Raw genomic sequence first — 17,502 nt, 5'->3', positions numbered from 1 at the left:
ACGCGGTCGGCCGCCGTGCCCGCTCGCGGAGCGGCTCGCGGTCTCCCATCGTTGCGTGGAGTAGCTGCCTCTGGAGCGGCGGCGAAGGCGACAAAACGCGCCAGGCGCTGACAAAACCCGCCACGCGCTGCGCAGGCGCGGTGCACCGCTTGAAAATGCGGTGGAAACTACCCCAGATAACCAGGCGTCCTCAGCGCCTGGAACCCCCACGACCCTCGGACCGCGACACCCATGACCTGCCCTGACGATCGCCTGACACCTGCTCTATCGACTCGCCCCGGCCCGGCGCCCCGAGAGCGCCGCCGGCGCTGGCCGCGCCCCTTCGCGACCGCGGCCCTCGCCGCCCTCGCCCTCATGACGTCCGCGTGCGACCCGGGAACGCCCTCGCCTGCCGGCGAGCAGGGCGAGACGGACGATCTCGCGCTCTCTGCCTCGCTCGGCCTCTCCGCCGGCGCCGCGGCGGCAGACGGCGCCGCGGCGGCGCTCCCCGTCCCCTCCGCGGCGGCGCTCGGCGGAGCCCCGGTGAGCGGGTTCGCGGATCTGCACTTCCACATGATGTCGGAGGAGGCGTTCGGGGGTGGATGGCTCCACGGCAAACACGACGGCGCCGGCGCGCTGGACGATTGCGACGGCGGCAGCCCAGGGAGCGATCACGGCCGCGTTCGACAGGATCTCAGCGCGCTCCTTGACCGGTGCCCTCAGTCGACGATGCTCGATTTCGCCAGCAGCGGCGCGCTTTCCGCGCTGCTCGGCCTGGGGGGCGGCGTCCTCGGCTCGGAGGTGATCGGCCAGACGGAGGGGACGAGCGGCGACACAGGGCTCCACCTCGGGCGAAAGCGCTTCTCCGAGGGGTGGCCGCGCTGGAACACCATCGCTCACCAGCAGGGCCATGTGAGCTGGCTGCGCGCGGCGCACGATCGCGGGCTGAGCCTCATCGTCATGTCGGCGGTGAGCTACGACTGGCTCTGCTCGATCCTGCCGGAGCAGAACCGGCAGCGGGCCTGCGACGAGATGGTGGATGTCGATCTCCAGATCCAGATGACCCGCGCGCTGGCCGCGCGAAACGCCGGCTGGATGGAGATCGCGCTCTCGCCGGCGCACGCCCGGCAGATCATCGGCGCGGGCAAGCTGGCGGTGGTGCTGTCCATCGAGGCCAGCCACCTGTTCGGCCGAGACGTCGACGCGGCGAAGATGCGCGCGCAGCTCGCCAAGTACCACGCCCTGGGGGTCCGGACGCTCCAGCCGGTGCACCAGGTCGACAACGCCTTCGGCGGGGCGGCGCTGCACAACCCGATCTTCCAGTTCGCGCAGTACACAGAGAGCTGCTTCATCGACACCGACTGCGGCGCCACCCTCGCGGGGGTCACGCTGGGCATGGATGTCGACGCGAGCTGCCGCAACATGCGCGGGCTGACGCCCCTCGGCGAGGCGCTCGTCGGCGAGATGATGGACCGGGGGATGCTGCTCGACGTCGCGCACCTCTCGGAGCGCGGCGTCGATCGGGTGTTCCAGCTGGCGCGGGCGCGCGACTATTATCCGATCTACATCTCCCACGGTCACTTCCGGGAGATCATGGCCCCGGCGGTGGCCGAAAAGGAGAAGTCCACGCCGGCGCGGGTGATCCGGATGCTCCGGCAGACGGGCGGCATCTTCGGCCTGCGCACCGCGCACGACGAGACCCGGCAGTACAGCCGCAGCTCGGTCGAGAACAGCTGCCAGGGCTCGTCCCGCTCCTTCGCGCAGGCCTACGAGTACGGGCGGCTCGGCCTGAAGGTCCCCATGGCCTTCGGGGCCGATCTCAACGGCTTCATCCAGCAGACCCGGCCGCGCTTCGGCGAGGACGGCGCCTGCTCGGCGGCGTTCCAGGCAGAGGCCGATTGCCAGGCCTGGGAGCAGCGCGCGCAGGGGCCCGGCCCCCTGGGGACGGAGTTCGACGAGAAGGGACTGGCCCACGAGGGGATGCTGCCCGACCTCCTGGCCGACCTGGATCGCCTGGGCGTGGACACGACCGGCCTGAGATCCTCGACGGAGTCCTTCCTCCGCATGTGGGAGCGCGCCCAGGGGCCGCGGGCCGGGATGGCCGATCCCGCCGCCGATCTCGACGAGACCGGCATCGCGCCCTTCGTGGCGGCGGAGGAGCGGGAGCTCGCCTATCCCACGAAGTGCGGTGCGGCCTACTGCCCTGGATTTCAGGTGCTGGGCGGGCGATGCCGGTTCGATGACGAGTGCGCGAGCGGCCAGTGCACTGCCGTCGCCTGCAACGCGATCCCGGGGCGCTGCGTCTGCAACGACGACGCCGATTGCGGCAGCGGCCTCCGCTGCGCGCTCAAGACACCTGGAGTCGGCGGCGACAACGCCTGCGAGCCGAAGAAGGCCGAGCATCAGCTGTGCACGCGCGACAGCGAGTGCGCCTCCGGCCGCTGCGGCGGGCTGATCGCCGGCGCGGGCTTCTGTTACACGCCCGGATCGAAGAGCATCGGCCAGGGCTGCCGTGTGAACGAGGAATGCCCCAGCAACCGCTGCGGCGATCTCACCCAGACCTGCCTCTGCCGCTCCGACGCGCACTGCGCGGCGAGCCAGTTCTGCGGGTGGGGTACCAACGAGGGTGAGTGCGTCGGCAAGCGCGGCCGGGGGGCGGCGTGCACGAAGGACAACCAGTGCGCGTCCGGGAACTGCAGGTTCCTCTTCTGTCGCTGACGCGCCACGCGACACGCCAGACGTCGCCAATCTCACTTGCCGGGAGGCAGGTCGATCGCCGGCGCCCGACTGACCGCGACGGGAGCGATGACGCGTGGACCTGCCCCTCGTCAACGAGCGCCCGCACACCTTCTTCAATGCCTCTCCGTCGCTGAGGCGCTGGTTCTGCGGGACAGAACCGTATGCGGCCGCGGGAGAACCCCGACGTTCGCGCCGGGGCTGGAAGTCGCGGACGGATCCCGTCCAGCCGGAGCGAGCGCACGCCGCGCGGCTCGGCCTGGACAACAATCCTCGTGTACCACCGTCTTACCATTCACCACCGTTTTCTATTGCCACATTCCGGGTTCGGCCTATATTCCACGCCAATCAACTTTCCTACCATCCGCCGCGCAGCGCCCTCGGCGTGCTGCAGCGCTTACGCTTCTCAAGCCCAGGACGCTCGTCCATCATCGCTTCGCTGCATTGGCCAGGGAGCGCCGCTCCGCCGATCGGAGAGGCCGGATCACGCCTTGAGGAGCCAGGCAGCGCAGGCACGCTGGACGAGCAGCGCGCGTCGACACTGTTCCATTCGTTCGAGGGGGGGAGACATGGATGTTCGTGACATTTACGGCGCGGGAGGCCGCGACCTTGGCCGGGCGGGGCTTCCATGGAAGCTCGGGATTGCGCACGTTGTGAGCAGCTTGAAGGCCGGCGACGCCGAGCAGGTGGTCGTCGATCTGGCGGCGCTCCAGCGCGCTGCGGGCCATGACGTGACCGTGATCGCCATCGCCGACGATCCGGATGGCCCGCGGGCGGAGCAGCTGCGGCGGCGCGGCGTCGATGTGCAGCTCTTGCCGAAGCGCCGCGGCTTCGACGTGAGCATGACCGCCCGGCTCGTCGCGCTCTTCAGGGCGAGAGGTATCTCGCTCGTCCATGCGCACAACCAGCAGCCGCTCATCTATGCCGCGCCCGCGGGCTGGCTGCACCGCGTCCCGGTCGTCCACACGAAGCACGGCGTCTCGGACGACCTGCAAAGCCGGCGATGGCTGCGCAGCGCCGCCGCCGCGTTCGTCGACGCCCACGTCGCGGTCTCGCGGCCGACGGCCGACATGCTGGTCAACCAGGGCCAGGTCAGCGCCGAGAAGCTGCACGTCGTCGCCAGCGGCCTCGACCTGTCGCGGTTCGCGCCCGATCCGGTGGCCAGGGCCCGTGTCAGGGCCGAGCTCGGCATCTCGCAGCAAGCCTGGGTGCTCGGGAGCGTGGCGTGCCTCTCTGCCGTGAAGAACCACGCATTGCTCCTGCGCGCGGCGGCGCACGCGCTGCCGGAGGACGGGCGGCTGCTCCTCGTCGGAGATGGCCCGGAGCGCGCGCGGCTCGTCGCGCTCGCGCGCGAGCTCGGCCTGTCCGACCGCGCGCTCTTCGTCGGCGGGCGGCACGGCGTGCCCCAGATCCTCGCCGCGCTCGACGCGTTCGCCCTCTGCTCCGTCGCCGAGGGCCTGCCGCTCGCCGTCCTCGAGGCGATGGCCGCCGGGCTCCCCGTCGTCGCGACCGCGGTGGGCGGCGTGCCCACGGCCCTCACCGACGGGTACACGGGCTTCCTCGTGCCTTCCGGGGACGCCGAGGCGCTCGCGGCCAGGCTGACGGAGCTCCGCGACGACCCCGCGCTCGCCGCGCGGATGGGGCGGTACGGCCGGAAGGTCACGCTCCAGCGCTACTCCGCTGCCCGCATGGTCGAGCGCTACATGGACCTCTACGCGTTGCTGCTCGTACGGCAGCTGCACCGCGGCATGCCTGCCGTCCGGCCGAGCGACCTGCTCGCCTATGCGCGGGGCTCATCGTTCTTGCAGCGCGCGCTCGGCGTGGGCGCGGCCGCCGAGGTCCCGGGCCGTGGCTGGGGCGCGCCGCGCGGCGACGCAGCGGCCAGCGCGCGGCGGCGCTCGCCGATCGCGCTGTCGATCTGAGCGGGCGCTCCGACGCAACGGATCGTGTTCCGCCGTCACGTACAAGAGAGCCAGTACACTCCGGGGACGCAAAGCCGGCGGGCGCGGTCTGCGGGGACACGCCTACGACATCAGCAGGTGTTCGAGGAGAATCTTGAACCCGAGCCCGATGAGAACGACCCCCCCAGCGATGTCGAGACGCTTGCCGAGCATCGCCCCGAACCGCCGTCCCGCGAACAGCCCCGCTGCGCTGAGCAGCGCCGTGACGACGCCGATCGTCACGACGGAGATCGCGAACGGGGCGTTCAACATCGGCAGCGTGATGCCCACGGCGAGCGCGTCGATGCTGGTGGCGATCGCCAGCACGAACATCGAGCTCCACGCGAAGGGATCGACCGTGGTCTCGCCCTCGCCGCTGTCGTCGCCGCGGGCTTCCCAGAGCATCTTTCCGCCGAGGAACGCGAGCAGCACGAACGCGATCCAGTGGTCCCACGCTTGCACGCGCGGACCGATCCGCGCTCCGAGCAGCCAGCCGATGACGGGCATCAGGGCCTGAGAGCCGCCGAAGAACCCCGCGACGAGCAGGACGTGGCGCGCTCGAATCGCCGGGACAGACAGCCCCCGTGCCGCCGCGACGGCGGTCGCGTCCATCGCGAGCCCGAGCGCGAGGAGCAAGATCGCGCTGTAACTCACGAGCCCCTCCGCGCGTCGCCGACAGAGAGCGGGTGAACCTCGACAGTTACGTGCTGGAGGCTCGCGATCGGGACGAGCGCGTCGCGGTAGGCGGAAGGCGCCAGGGGGCTCGGCACCGCGACCGAAACGATGCAGGCGCGCGCGCCGGGACCGATGTCCCACAGGTGGAGATCGACGACGCTCGCTCCAGCGAAGGTGGACTCGATTCGATCGCGGATGCGCCGAGCGAGGGACTCGGAAGGGACGACGTCGAGCAGCTGCCTGGCTGCCTGTCGGCAGAGCCCGTAGCTCCACTTCGCGACGACGAGCCCGCCGACGATGCCCATCCCGGCGTCGAGGAACGTCCAGCCAAGGTAGCGCCCACCGAGGAGGGCGAGGATCGCGAGCACGCTGGTCAGCGCGTCCGCGAGGACGTGGAAGTACGCCGCACGCAAGTTGTGGTCGTGCCCGTGGTGGTCGTGGCCATGGGCGTGCTCGTCGTCGTGATCGCCATGGTCGTGATCGTGGTGACCGTGGTGGCCGTGGTCGGGATGGTCGTCGTGCGCCTCGTGATGGTGCTCGTCGGCGTGGAGGAGCTTCACGCTGACGAGGTTGACCGCGAGACCGACGACGGCGACAGGAAGCGCCTCCAAGAAGGCGATCGTCTCGGGATGGAGGAGACGGCGCAGCGACTCGACGACCATGAGGAGCGCGATGAGCGCAAGCACGACAGCGCTCGTGTACCCGGCGAGGGCGTGCACCTTGCCCGTCCCGAAGGAGAACGCGCTCGACCCGGACTGCTTGCGCGCGAACCAGTACGCAAACGCCGCCATGCCGAGCGCGCCCGCATGCGTGGCCATGTGCCAACCGTCGGCCGTGAGCGCGAGCGAGTTCGTCGCATGGCCGACCACGAGCTCCGCCAGCATCATGGCGAAGGTCAGCGCGACGACCCACCGGGTCTTGGTTTCGTGCGAAGCCGCGGCCGCGCCGTGGTCGTGGGCGTGTCGAAGCTGGGCGAGCATGTCGGATCCAGTGGAGTCGCTCATCGTTGCTTCCTTCACTTCACATAGGCGCGGACGATCTGAACCAGCTCCTCCGCGGCCTCCCGCTGAGGTGCCGTTGCGCGCTCCCCGTCGATGACGTGGGTGCGGATGTGCCCTTCGATGAGCTCGCCCACGAGGCCGTTCAGCGCGCCGCGCGCCGAGGTCACCGTCTGCAGGACCTCCGAGCACCCCGCTTCGCCCTCGAGGGCTCGCTCCACCGCTTCGAGCTGCCCGCGGATCCGCCGGACGCGGGCGATGAGCTTCTTTTTGTTCTCGACCGTGTGCACGCATATAGCATAGGGGGGTATACTATCATGGTCAAGCGCCGCGCGCTGGCTCCGCTCGAAGCCCGGCGAGGGTCAGTGCAGGTCTGTCGCCCTCGCCGAGGTCGCTGAGGCCGAACTCCTAGAGGTTCGGCAGGGGGCTCGATCAGGTCCACGAAATGGGCGTGCGCCGGCTTGCGGTTCTCGACGATGGCCCGCAGCTGCCGGCGCTCACGGTCGGCAAGGATGCGCGCCACCTCGACGTTGACGGCGTAGCGGGCGAAGCGGCCGGACGGCCCGAGCACCCGGTCGGTGCCGAGCTCTGACTCGCCGAGCGTGAGCGCGCCCGCGCTTCAACGGCATGTTCGCTCGAGCGGCGCCTCTCGAAGCAAGGACTCCCGCATGGTCGTGACGAAACCGAAATGGCCGGCCTCACCATCGCGCATGCAGGTGCGCTCTCTGCCACGTCGCCAGCTCCCATTTCTTCCAAAATTGGAATTTTTACTCAGCCTATCAACCAGAATGACAGCAGGTAGGTCCAGTGGAACGTTTGGTAGATCCGACCGTGCGAAACCATGCAGGCGTCAATCTCCTCAATATAATTCTATCTATACGCCAATGAATCACGTGCGGAAACGCATGCTCCTCGCGCATGCGAAGGTGCACCGAGAGCTAGAATTGCCGTGATTCCATAGGCTTCTGCGCAGCGGCCTCATCAAATACATGCCGGACCCCGAACTGCGTAACGGCGTACGCTCCGTCCCCGTCCTGAACGGCTCACGACTCAGCAGCCACGTGCCATGTGATGCTTGCGAAATCTTTCCTATTTTTCTTGGAAAGCCAGTTTACATATGGAACAATCCACCACGCTCCTCGGATCACGCGCTATCCGGTGAGCCAAGATGATCGCAGAAGGGAGGGGATCTCTGCGTGATTCAGTCACTGCGGCTTATCTTCATTCTCTGTGCCTGTGAGCTCTTCGTCGTCGCGCCCAGGCCGGTACATGCGCGCGAGTTCAGCGCTGGTGTGAGCGTGGGCGGGATCCAGGTCGGGACCGAGTCCAGGCTCGCGTTGAGCCCGTTCGCCAAGGTGCTCTGGCGAAAGAGCAGCGAGTTCCGCCTCGAACTTCATAACATGTTCAGCATCGTCCCTGGCTCCCGCGTAGGCCTCTACGACCGAACGGCGGTCACGCTCGGGTACGACACGAAGACAGGCAGCGTCAGCCTCGGGCCATCCCTGTCGCTCTACTCGATGCCGGTGTGCGGTGCCGTGCTCTGTAACCGCGTGATGGGGCTCGCTCCAGGCGGGCGCGCACAGTCCGACTGGTACTTCGCTGGGCGCCTGGGGGCATCCACGAGCCTCAACGTGGACTGGGCTGGCGGGAGCAGCCGTGTTCTTCCTGGCAGCGTGGTCGTGATGGTAACTGCTGGGCCTATCTGGAGATTCGGGGGAGAACCGAGATGAACAAGCTGGTTGCTGTTCTATGTTTCGGTCTAGCGGGGTGCAACTTCGATGTCGGGGATTGCTACCTCCGGAGTGAGGGCGAGAGCGGCGCCGGCGGCGTCATCATCACCGCGACAGGGATCGGCGGCTACGGATTCGGCTCGACAGGGTCGGGAGGCTTCGGGCCTGTGCCGCCGCTGGAGCCGCAGGACATGGATCCGCCTTCTCCTCCCGTCTGTAACATCGCGAGCCAGACGCCATGCGAGGAGAAATGCGAGGCGGACTCCGAGTCTGACAATATTCAGTGTGGAAAGATCGAGGATGAAGCGCAGCGGACAGCGTGTCGGGATAGCGCATACGCTAGATACAAGGGCTGTCGAGAGGGCTGCGAGCGGACAAGCAATAAAAGCTGCGATGAGAAGTATCAGGATTGCATGGACCGCGCTCCGTGGCGGTCTTGTGCAAGTCCAAATTCTGGAGACCCAGGCGAGACGAAGTGTCGAACCTGCTATAGACGATGCGAGTCCGGGGATCCACCGTCGCCTAGCTGCAAAAAGTGTCTATTCTGAGATTTCAATGACTATCCACTTTACTACAAATGAGGACATTCGGAAAGCGATCCGGCGCGGGCTTCGCCTTCCTGTGCGTTTCGTGCGCGATAATGTGCTGGAGGGGCCGTGCGCGTCCGATCCCGAAGACCATTGTGAGCGGCGATGCGATTATTGGAAACTTCGGGGGCGGGAAAGGACACGATTTCGTTCGTCGTTTGATGATCTTATCGGCGCAGTGAAGTCGCGTCAGCGAATCGTCGTGTGGACGTCCGGGTTGTGGAGGGATAGGCTGATGCTGTGGGCGCTCTGCGCGTGGAGGCTCCGCCATCGGCCCGAGCACCCGGATCTCGACATCGTCGTCCTGGGAGATGCGCCGGAGGACGGGTTTAGCCGTGGATTCGTCCACGTGAAGCCGGCTGACGCTCGCCGCGGTCTGGACGACGCGCGCGCTCTACCTCGGACGCGCGTCCAGCACATGGCGCGCTCCTGGCGAAAGCTATCCGGTCGGTCTCCGGTGCTGGCCACCGAGGGTGGGCGCGCAGATCGAGTGCGGAAGGATCTTGTAGAGCTGGGCACCCACCAAGCTGCATTCTTTCCTCGGGTGGACGGTCGCGCGCTCACCCTATCTTGGGTTGACGAGCTCTTGTTCGCGTGTCTCGATAAAGACTGGTTGACGCCAGCGGACGTATTTATGCACCGTTCGTCGGCTGGCGAAGAGCTGCGTAATGGTTGGGGGGTGCGCATCGGCGATTGCTTTCTCGCCATGCGGCTGCGCCAGTGGGCCGAGCACCGTGGGCCTGAGGCCGCGCTGGAGAGTGTGCCCTATAGGACGGACAGACCACCTATGCTAGAGGCTCGCTATAGGTTGACGGCCGTCGGCGAGGAAATGAAGCGACACGGTCTTGCTGAAATCACCCAAGGGCCACCGCTGCCGATGTGGGGCGTCACGGCGTACGACCCAGGGGCTCCTTGGGTCGTGGTGGATGACCGCGGAGGTCAAGCGCGCCTCCAGCGGATCGGAAAGCGCGCCCCACAGGACGCGGGATGACCATCGAGACGCACCGCGCCCATCACGTCCGCTCCGGCAGACAGAGCACAGCGTCCTTCGTCCTTCCAGGCGCTGCTCACCAACGAGCTCGCCGGCGTTCGACGCTCAGCTCCCTCGCACAATGACGAGGACGCAGCGGCGCCAGCCTGTGTTGAGCCTCTCCGCGGCGACGATGCAGGTGGTGCCTTCGGCCGAAGCCAGGCCCGTGGACCCATGATTCTGCCGAGCGCATCGCACACATCATCACACGCCACCAGCATCCACACGCGGCAACGCCGCACGCTTTCGTCCATTTCATAGAAGCGTCCGCGCGCGAGCGAGCGGAAGATGGACGCTTCGAGCAGCGAGCGCCGCTCGAAGCACCACGGTGAACATCGTGGTGTTCACCCCGTTCCCATGGAGGGAAGCGCCTATGCTGGGATGGCTCGGATTTCTCGCGGGCAGCGCCTTCGGCGCGTACGACATCGCCTCGGTCGAGGTCACGCGACCGCATCCATCGCTCGAGAGGGTGGTCTACGAAGTGGAGGCCGGGGACAGCCCCCTCGATCGATTCTCTATCATCCACGTGAGCAGGCGCGGGGCCGGCCGCGGCTGCAGCGAGCCCGTGATCCTCTTCAGCCCCTTCACATTTCCGGGCGAATTCTACGAGATCAGCGAGACCGGGAGGTACGCGAAGTCCGCTGCGGGCGAGCTCGCCATGGCCGGCCACGACGTCTGGCTCGTCGACCAGCGGAGGACCGAGCTCCCGCCGGGCGCGTGCGAGTCCGGCGCGGCCGATTGCAGCGTGATGGCCGACTGGGGCTTCGACACCCTCTCGAACGACGGGCTCTTCGCGCTCTCCCTCGTGCGCTCGCAGAACCCCGGCGCGCGGCCCGTCATCGGAGGATTCTCCGCCGGCGCCAACACGGCCATGGCGCTCGTCAATCGCGCGCCCCGCGCCTTCTCGGGCGTGTTTCTCTACGAGGGCACCTTCTACACCGAGGATCCGGAGATCGCCGCGCACAACGACGCGATCTGCAGCAACCTCGAGGGGGCGCTCGCCGCGGGCTCGACCTACGATCCCAGCATCGCCGTCCTCGGGCTCGCGTTGCGCGGCGCCGCCGCCGATCCCCAGGGCGAGTTCCCCCTGCCCATCTTCCCGCCGGGCACGACCAACCAGCTCGCCATGCTGCTCGTCTTCGGCGCCCCGCCCCCTCCGGGCGCGCTCGCCCCGACGCCCTCGTTCGTGCGCACCGTCGCCGATTTCGAGACCCAGAGCCTCGTGTATAGCGACCAGTCCCGGCTCGAGCTCGTAGGTCCCCTCTTCGACAATTACGGCTCCCTCGCCGCCATCCGCGATCTCGCGTGCGGGCTCTCTGGGCGCGACGCGAGCCATTATTCTAACCTCTCCGCCTTCCGCGGCGACGTGCTCATCTACGTCGAGGGCACCGGCTTCGGCCCCGCCATGTTCGACACCGCCGGCCTCTTCGATCGTGCCGCGTCCGTCACCATCGATCACAACCCCGAGCTCGGCGAAGCGGACGTGTACTTCAACGTCCACTGGAAACGGACCTTCCTCGACCCCTTCACGCGGTGGCTTCGCCGGAAGATCTAGGACGCATTCCGATCAGGGGCGTCAAATTTCCAAAAATAATCGTCCTGTTTTCGCCGTTCTCGCGCCCATCGCACCTCGACATCCCGGAGCTGGAGGGATACACGCGGCCGAGTCATGCAGGTCTCGACGACGCCCATCACGTCGATCTCCGCAAGCGACGTGAACTGGCTGCTCGCCACGGAAGCGGCCAGTCGGCTGCTCTCGGGCGCTGATCTCTTCACCTTGGCGTTCGCGCTCTCGGGCCGGTCGCACCAGGAGCCGCTGACGCTCGACGAGGCGCATGACCTTCTCCTCGCGCACGGCCTTCCACAGGCGCTCGCGGGCAGCGCGCTCATCGAGCGGATGCGCGAATCGACGAGCGCGGATCCAGCGTTCCTTGCCTACAACGCGAGCACGTTCTGCATCGACCGCAACATCGGTATCCCGCGCCGGCTGGGGCAGCTCGTCTTTCGTCACGACGTCCAGCGGCTCCTCCTGGCTCATCGCGCGGAGCGGCCGCCGCCCCCGGAGCGCCCTGTCACCCGCGCTCAGGCCCGCTCACCCGCGCGGGCTCGACGGACCGAAGCGCCCGCTGCGCCGCCACGAAGTCCCCCCACCACCCCGACCCCGGAGCGCCCGGCGCGCGCCCGCGCCGCCGGCCTGCGCGCTACGCCCGCCGCCTCCAGGCCGCCCGCTGCCTCCCGGCCGCCCACCGCCTCCCGGCCGCCCGCCTCCCGGCCGCCCGCCTCCCGGGCGCCCGCCGCCTCCGGCGTGGTGGAGGCGGCGCCCCCGCCCGAACCGGCTCCTCTGCCGGCCCCGCCGCCCAGAAAACCGGCACCGCTCCTGATGTCCGGCCTCGACCGATCCGAGCTGCTCCAGCGGCTCGCGGGCCCGCCGTCCTCGCTCGCAGCGGTGAGCCACGCGCTGCGCGCCCACCTGCTCGCCTCGGCAGAGCAGTTCGAGGAGCTGCTCGCGCTCGCCGCGCTCACCGGCGTCGAGCCGCACCGCTACCAGATCGAGACCGCGCGCCGCGTCCTCCGCGTGTTCCGCGGGCGCGCGCTGCTCGCCGACGAGGTCGGGCTCGGCAAGACGGTCGAGGCGCTGGCGATCCTGCGCGAGTACCAGCTCCGCGGGATGGTCCGGCGGGCGCTCGTCCTGGTCCCCCCTGCGCTCGTCGGCCAGTGGACGGGCGAGCTCGCGGAGAAGGCCGGGATCGCCGCGCGCACGACCGACGACGCCGCGCGCACCGCGGATCCCGAGGCCTTCTGGCGCGATGAGGGCGTGGTCGTCGCGTCGCTCGCCCTCGCGAGGAGCGCGAAGCACGCGCCGCTCGTCCAGGCCGCCTCGTGGGACCTCGTGATCGTCGACGAGGCCCATCACGTCAAGAACCGCACGACCGCGGGGTTCAAGCTGGTCGACGGCCTGCACAGCCGGTTCCTCCTGATGCTCACGGCGACGCCGATCGAGACCGATCTCGAGGAGCTCTACAACCTCGTAACGCTGCTCAAGCCCGGGCAGTTCGCGACCCCGGCGGCCTTCCGCGCGCAGTTCGTCGACCCGAAGGACCCGCTGTCGCCGAAGAACCGGGAGCGGCTGCGCGCCCTGCTCGCCGAGGTGATGGTGCGTAATACCCGCGCCGACAGCGGCCTCGCGCTGCCGCCCCGTTACGTGAGCACGGCGATCGTCGAGCCGCTCCCGGAGGAGCGCGAGCTCTACGACCGCGTCCTCGCCCTCGTGCGCGCACACGGGGCCGACGCCGGCTCCCGGATGCTGGCCTCCACGCTCCTGCTCGGCGCCGGATCGAGCCCCGCCGCGGTGCGCGGCAGCCTCGAGCGCATGAGCGCGAGCGAGCGGCGCGTCCCCGCGCTGCGCGCCGCGCTCGCCGCCCTCGCGGAGCTCGCGGCCTCGGTCCACGCGTCCCGGAAGGGCCTTGCGCTCGTCGATCTCGCGCGCGCTCACGACGAGCAGATCCTCGTCTTCACCCGGTATCGCGACTCTCTCTCGTACATCGAGGCCGCGCTCCGCGGCGCAGGCGTCGAGCCCGTGGCGTTCCACGGCGGCCTCTCCGCCGCAGACAAGCGCGCGGCGCTCTCTTCGTTCCGCGACGGCCGCGCGCGTGTGCTCGTGTCCACCGACGCCGGCGGCGAGGGGCACAACCTCCATCACTGCCATGTCCTCGTGAACTTCGATCTTCCCTACAACCCCATGCTCATCGAGCAGCGGATCGGGCGATTGCACCGGATGGGCCAGCGAGAGGAGGTGCGCGTCTACAATCTCTGCGCGCGCGGCACCGCCGAGGAGCGTGTCCTCGATCTGCTCGACCGCCGCCTGCACCTGTTCGAGCTGGTCGTGGGCGAGATGGATATGGTCCTTGGCAACATGGCGGACGAGCGCGACCTGGAGGAGCGGATTGTCGCCCTCTACGCGACGTCGCGCTCGGAGGAGGAGATCGCGAGCGGCTTCGACGCCATCGCCGAGGAGCTCGCCGCGGCGCGCGGGCGTTACGAGCAGGTGAAGCGCCTCGACGCCAAGCTCTTTGGAAAGGACTACGAGGCGTGACCGCGGCGCTGGGGATGCCCTCGCCCGCGGAGGGCGCGCTGCCTTCTCCGCTCGATTTCGTTGTCGAGGCGCTCGCGGAGGCCGGAGCGCTCGCCGAGCGGGACGACGCGCGGGCGGTAGCGCTCCTGCCGGCGCAGCTCGCGGCCGAGATCGAGGTCCCGGAGGAGTGCGCCCTCGCGCTCTACCCCGATCGGGACGGGGACGTCGCGTGCGGCCTTGGCTCGACGCTGCTAGAGCGATTGATCGCGAGGGCGCGCGGGCGGCCCGTGTCCACCTCGGTGCGGCTCGCCGCGGATCCGCCGCGTCCTGCCCACGTGCGGGCCGCCGCGGACCGCTTCGCGCTGCGCAACGGGCTCTGTGAGCCCGGCCAGATCTCCGCGGGCACGGCGGTCTACATCGCTGCCAGCGTCGCTCATGGTGTCGAGGCCGACGACCGGCGCGAGGGGCTCGTGCGGGTCGTGCTGAACGCGCATGACGGCGGCGAGCCGGACGCTGCGGTGGGCGCGCACCTGGATCTCGCCTGGCCGAGCGCCCTCGTGCTCCCGAGCGCCCTGCCCCTCTCGACGGACGATCGCACGGCGGACTGGATCGCGCTCCGCGCCGAGCGGGCGGTGCGCGCTGCGGTGCAACCGCTGCTCGGCGAGGTCGAGCGCAGGCACGCGCGGGATCACGATCGTATCGTGTCGTATTTCGCGGACCTGATCGCCGAGGCGCGGGCGCCGCGGCGGCGCGCGGATCCGAAGGCGGTCGAGGCCAAGGTCGCGCACCTCGTCGCCGAGCGGAACGCGAAGCTCGAGGCCTTGCCCGCGCGGTTCGCTGCGAAGGTGACGTGCTCGGTCGCCGCGCTGGTGAGCGCCGAGGTGCCGGCGGCGCTCGTGAACATGCGTCTCCGGCGGCGCAAGGAGTCGCGGGACATCGTCGTGCGGCTTCCGGCGGGCGCCTCGAGCCTGGACAGGCTCACGTGCGAGGCGTGCGCCGCGGCGACGGCGCGGCCGGCGGCGTGCGACGATCGGATGCACCTGCTCTGCGAGGCGTGCGCGCCGAACGCGCAGGGCAGGATCGCGTGCCCGGCGTGCGCGAAGCGGCGCTGAGGACCTGTCCAGCCGCCGTCGCCGAACCGCTCCACGGTTGCCCCGAACTGCTCCGCGGTTCCCTTTTCGGTCTCCGATCCCAGGTGGCCCTGGCGACGGTGCCCTTTTCGCTTCGGTCCCCTGGTGATTCCCGGACTAGCCAGCGGGCGCGTCGAGCACGGGGAACTCCTTCACGGAGCGACCGCCCGCCTGCTCGACCGTCAATTCGCTCTCCACGTAGAGGACCTGGAGCCTGCTCGGCCCAAGGTTCTGGACGAAGACGACGTTGCCGTTGGGCTGGTAGGTGTCGGTGTGGCCCGTCTGGATGACGACGTCGGTCCAGACACCGACGTTGAGAATGGTGATGTTGTAGGTGGTCGCGCCGCCTCCGGGGTTGCCGGTGTTGTAGACGTGCATCGTCCCGGGGATGGGGCCGAGCTTGTAGATGACCTGATTGGGCGGGATATTGACGACGGCCATGGTTGTCTCCTGTCTTGTATAAAGGCACGACGAACAGGTCGTGCCGGTGCAACACGCGATGGCAGTGAATAGCAACGAATAGCAACGTCAATGCCAAGACATCGTCCTTCAGGGGCTCCGGACGACGAGCAGGGCGAGGATGTCCGCGCCGGCCGACACGGCCATGGCCCACGGCTCGGAGCCCCAGCTCCACCCCTCATTGATCTCGAACGCGAGCCGGCGGGTGCTCTCTTGGCCCAGCTCCACGAGCACGCCTGGCCCCGGCGACGTGGTGGCCGGGTCGCCGGGGCGGAGCCTCGACGCCGCGACGACGAGGAGCACCGTCTCCATGGGGTAGAAGACCTGGCGGGTCTTGCCATAGAGCGGAAAGGAGGCGATGGGCGCGGCGGTCTCGCCGAGGCGCTGCGCGAGGCCACAGGTGAACGGCGTCGACGTATCGTTCTGTATCGAAACGGCGTTCGCCGGTCCCCCGAGGAGCACGACCCCGGTGCCCGTCGGCTCCTGCACGTAGAGCGCCTGTCCAGGCTCGATGTCGTACGAGGCCGAGGCGTCCACCCGGGCAGACGGCAGGAGCGTGCGGGTCGCGGTGTAGGCCCGATAAAGCGCCGCCCACGACAGGGTCGTTGTGAGCGAGTAGGTCCTCGATTGGAACCACACGAGCGGCACGCCGGCGGCGTCCTCCGCGCCCACCGCTTTGAAGGCGTACAGCGAAATCGCCGAGGCGGCGAGCGCGCTCGCCGTCTCGGCGCTCATGGAGACGATCAGCCGTCTCTCGGTCGGCGCTGAGGGGAAAGTGGGCGGAGCGGCTTCGTCGACGCGCGCGGCCTTCGATGTCGCCGCGCCTGGCCGCTCGTCGAGCGTCCTGAGACCCGTGCCGCACGTGAGGGACAGCAACGACGCGGCGACGAGCGCTGCCTGTCCACGAAGAGGTCGTCGCATGAGGCCTCCTTGCCGCGTCGCGCTCGTCGCCCGACCGCGGAGGGTGAACCGGCAGCCGGTCGCCCCGCGGGCGCCACGTCAGGCCTGGATCAGGCCGCCATTGCTGCGGGAGGCGTGGCGCGCCTCCTGCGCCGGCGCGTGGGCGCTTTGCGCCGCGAGGATCCTTCGGTTCAGGCTGGCGGACGACTGGAGCAGGAGCGGCGCGAGGTTGGCGCCCGCGGGGACGAGCTGTACGTTCGGGTTGCCGCTGGAGTTCCAGCCTGTGTTGATGTCGAAGCTCAACGAGACCTCGGGCTCGCTGGTGAGGTTGATCAGGGCGGCCTGGCTGAACGCCTGGAAGATGACCGTCCCCGTGTTCACCGCCGTCGTGGCGAACTCCAGCAAGACGAGCTGGATGGGCGCGAAGACATCCAGCATGTTGCCGTAAAGCGGGAAGGCGCAGAGGGGCGTCGCCACCGGGCTGCCGCTCACCGACTGCACCTGCGAGATGCCGCAGACCATCTGCGTCGTGGTCTGGTTCGCGATCGAGATCGCGTTCTGCGTTCCACCGGTCACGACCGTGCCCGTGCCCGCCGGGCTCGTGACCTGGAGGATGTCGCTGAGGTTCATGTCGTAGGACGCGCTCGCCTTGATCTTGCCGCCGGGAATGATCGCGCTCTGCGAGGTGTACCCCTGATACTGCTCCTCCCACGAGATGGTGGTATCCAGGGAGAAGGTCTTGGTCTGGAACCACACGAGCGGCGCGCCGCCCTGGATGCTCGTCTGCACCCCCTTGAATCCATACAGATAAAATCCGCCCGCCTCCAGGGCGTTGAAGGTGTTCTGGTCCATCGCAATGTTGATCTGATAGGGCGTGGCCATGGCGATGCTCTCCTCTCCGAGAAATCCGCGTACATTCGCGTGGACCCGCCGGCGCCGCGCATCGACGCACGTCATGGGATCCGGGCGATGCTGCGTCCAGAATTGCAACCAGAATGCCAATCGAAAACCCAGCCTCACGGACGCGGGACCGGAAGAATGGGCAACACTTTGCCCGGCGGCCCCTCCCCTGAAGGCAACACTTTGCCACGGCAACAACTTGCCCTCGCCCCCGAGACAACCATTGACGTCCGACGTGAGGCGAGCGACATCGGCGCTCGAATGAAAGCCGCCGTGCTCCCCGAGCGGCCCCTACCGAATCAAGAGCGTCCTCGGCCAGGGGCCATGGGCGTCAGGGCCGTGAGCGCCGGGGTGGGGGGGTGTGCG

At 68.9% G+C, this 17,502-nt stretch carries 13 protein-coding genes; 7 read left to right on the top strand and 6 right to left on the bottom strand.

Features of this window, described 5'->3' with window-relative positions; translation table 11 throughout:
* The first annotated feature begins 231 nt into the window (after positions 1-231).
* Positions 232-2,697 (top strand): membrane dipeptidase, encoded by a 2,466-nt coding sequence (locus tag WMF19_RS03050; RefSeq protein ID WP_437897713.1) that lies wholly within the window; start codon positions 232-234, stop codon positions 2,695-2,697.
* A gap of 671 nt (positions 2,698-3,368) precedes the next feature.
* A complete protein-coding gene (locus tag WMF19_RS03045) occupies positions 3,369-4,637 on the top strand; it encodes a glycosyltransferase (protein WP_437897712.1) in 1,269 nt (422 codons plus the stop codon).
* Between the two features lie 102 nt (positions 4,638-4,739).
* Here WMF19_RS03045 and WMF19_RS03040 read toward each other — a convergent pair whose 3' ends face one another.
* The 3 genes from WMF19_RS03040 to WMF19_RS03030 are packed head-to-tail and all read right to left on the bottom strand — an operon-like array spanning position 4,740 to position 6,618.
* Positions 4,740-5,309, bottom strand: a complete 570-nt coding sequence (locus WMF19_RS03040) for a manganese efflux pump MntP (RefSeq protein ID WP_437897711.1) — start codon at positions 5,307-5,309, stop codon at positions 4,740-4,742.
* Positions 5,306-6,334 carry a CDF family Co(II)/Ni(II) efflux transporter DmeF gene (gene dmeF, locus WMF19_RS03035; protein WP_437897710.1) on the bottom strand — a complete coding sequence of 343 codons (1,029 nt, stop codon included), beginning with the start codon at positions 6,332-6,334 and terminating at the stop codon, positions 5,306-5,308. The genes WMF19_RS03040 and dmeF overlap by 4 nt, the downstream gene beginning before the upstream one ends.
* An 11-nt stretch (positions 6,335-6,345) precedes the next feature.
* A complete protein-coding gene (locus tag WMF19_RS03030) occupies positions 6,346-6,618 on the bottom strand; it encodes a metal/formaldehyde-sensitive transcriptional repressor (RefSeq protein ID WP_437297622.1) in 273 nt (90 codons plus the stop codon).
* A gap of 155 nt (positions 6,619-6,773) precedes the next feature.
* Here WMF19_RS03030 and WMF19_RS03025 point away from each other — a divergent pair, with 155 nt between their 5' ends.
* The 5 genes from WMF19_RS03025 to WMF19_RS03005 all read left to right on the top strand — a co-directional run bounded on the left by WMF19_RS03025 (position 6,774) and on the right by WMF19_RS03005 (position 14,859).
* Positions 6,774-6,920 carry a hypothetical protein gene (locus WMF19_RS03025; protein WP_437897709.1) on the top strand — a complete coding sequence of 49 codons (147 nt, stop codon included), beginning with the start codon at positions 6,774-6,776 and terminating at the stop codon, positions 6,918-6,920.
* A gap of 604 nt (positions 6,921-7,524) precedes the next feature.
* Entirely contained in the window at positions 7,525-8,058 is a 534-nt protein-coding gene (locus WMF19_RS03020) for a hypothetical protein (RefSeq protein WP_437798674.1), read from the top strand.
* Positions 8,059-10,048: 1,990 nt separating this feature from the next.
* Complete coding sequence (locus WMF19_RS03015) at positions 10,049-11,230, top strand: hypothetical protein (RefSeq protein ID WP_437897708.1); 1,182 nt, start codon at positions 10,049-10,051, stop codon at positions 11,228-11,230.
* A 114-nt stretch (positions 11,231-11,344) separates the two neighbouring features.
* On the top strand, positions 11,345-13,768 hold the full coding sequence (locus WMF19_RS03010; protein WP_437897707.1) for a DEAD/DEAH box helicase: 2,424 nt from the start codon (positions 11,345-11,347) through the stop codon (positions 13,766-13,768).
* Positions 13,765-14,859, top strand: a complete 1,095-nt coding sequence (locus WMF19_RS03005; RefSeq protein WP_437897706.1) for an RING finger protein — start codon at positions 13,765-13,767, stop codon at positions 14,857-14,859. The genes WMF19_RS03010 and WMF19_RS03005 overlap by 4 nt, the downstream gene beginning before the upstream one ends.
* Positions 14,860-14,994: 135 nt before the next feature.
* On the opposite strand, the gene WMF19_RS03000 is transcribed toward WMF19_RS03005, so the two are convergent.
* From WMF19_RS03000 to WMF19_RS02990, 3 genes are all read right to left on the bottom strand, one after another.
* Positions 14,995-15,318 (bottom strand): hypothetical protein, encoded by a 324-nt coding sequence (locus WMF19_RS03000; protein WP_272097631.1) that lies wholly within the window; start codon positions 15,316-15,318, stop codon positions 14,995-14,997.
* Between the two features lie 108 nt (positions 15,319-15,426).
* Positions 15,427-16,257 carry a hypothetical protein gene (locus WMF19_RS02995; protein WP_437897705.1) on the bottom strand — a complete coding sequence of 277 codons (831 nt, stop codon included), beginning with the start codon at positions 16,255-16,257 and terminating at the stop codon, positions 15,427-15,429.
* Between the two features lie 78 nt (positions 16,258-16,335).
* The gene (locus WMF19_RS02990; RefSeq protein WP_437897704.1) at positions 16,336-17,118 is read right to left on the bottom strand and encodes a hypothetical protein; all 783 of its coding nucleotides are present in this window, start codon (positions 17,116-17,118) and stop codon (positions 16,336-16,338) included.
* Positions 17,119-17,502 lie beyond the last annotated feature (384 nt).

Origin of the sequence: Sorangium sp. So ce124 (assembly GCF_051525235.1) — a bacterium.
GTDB classification, from domain to species: domain Bacteria; phylum Myxococcota_A; class Polyangia; order Polyangiales; family Polyangiaceae; genus Sorangium; species Sorangium atrum.
Note: the sequence above shows the minus strand (reverse complement) of the source record. Positions and strands in the feature narration are given on the sequence as shown.

Excerpts from the sequence above, each read along its gene's own strand:
- WMF19_RS03015 (WP_437897708.1), top strand. The coding sequence starts at position 10,049 with ATGCTGGGATGGCTCGGATTTCTCGCGGGCAGCGCCTTCGGCGCGTAC.
- WMF19_RS03050 (WP_437897713.1), top strand. The coding sequence starts at position 232 with ATGACCTGCCCTGACGATCGCCTGACACCTGCTCTATCGACTCGCCCC.
- WMF19_RS03010 (WP_437897707.1), top strand. The coding sequence starts at position 11,345 with ATGCAGGTCTCGACGACGCCCATCACGTCGATCTCCGCAAGCGACGTG.
- WMF19_RS02990 (WP_437897704.1), bottom strand. The coding sequence starts at position 17,118 with ATGGCCACGCCCTATCAGATCAACATTGCGATGGACCAGAACACCTTC.
- WMF19_RS03000 (WP_272097631.1), bottom strand. The coding sequence starts at position 15,318 with ATGGCCGTCGTCAATATCCCGCCCAATCAGGTCATCTACAAGCTCGGC.
- WMF19_RS02995 (WP_437897705.1), bottom strand. The coding sequence starts at position 16,257 with ATGCGACGACCTCTTCGTGGACAGGCAGCGCTCGTCGCCGCGTCGTTG.
- WMF19_RS03025 (WP_437897709.1), top strand. The coding sequence starts at position 6,774 with ATGGGCGTGCGCCGGCTTGCGGTTCTCGACGATGGCCCGCAGCTGCCG.
- dmeF (WP_437897710.1), bottom strand. The coding sequence starts at position 6,334 with ATGAGCGACTCCACTGGATCCGACATGCTCGCCCAGCTTCGACACGCC.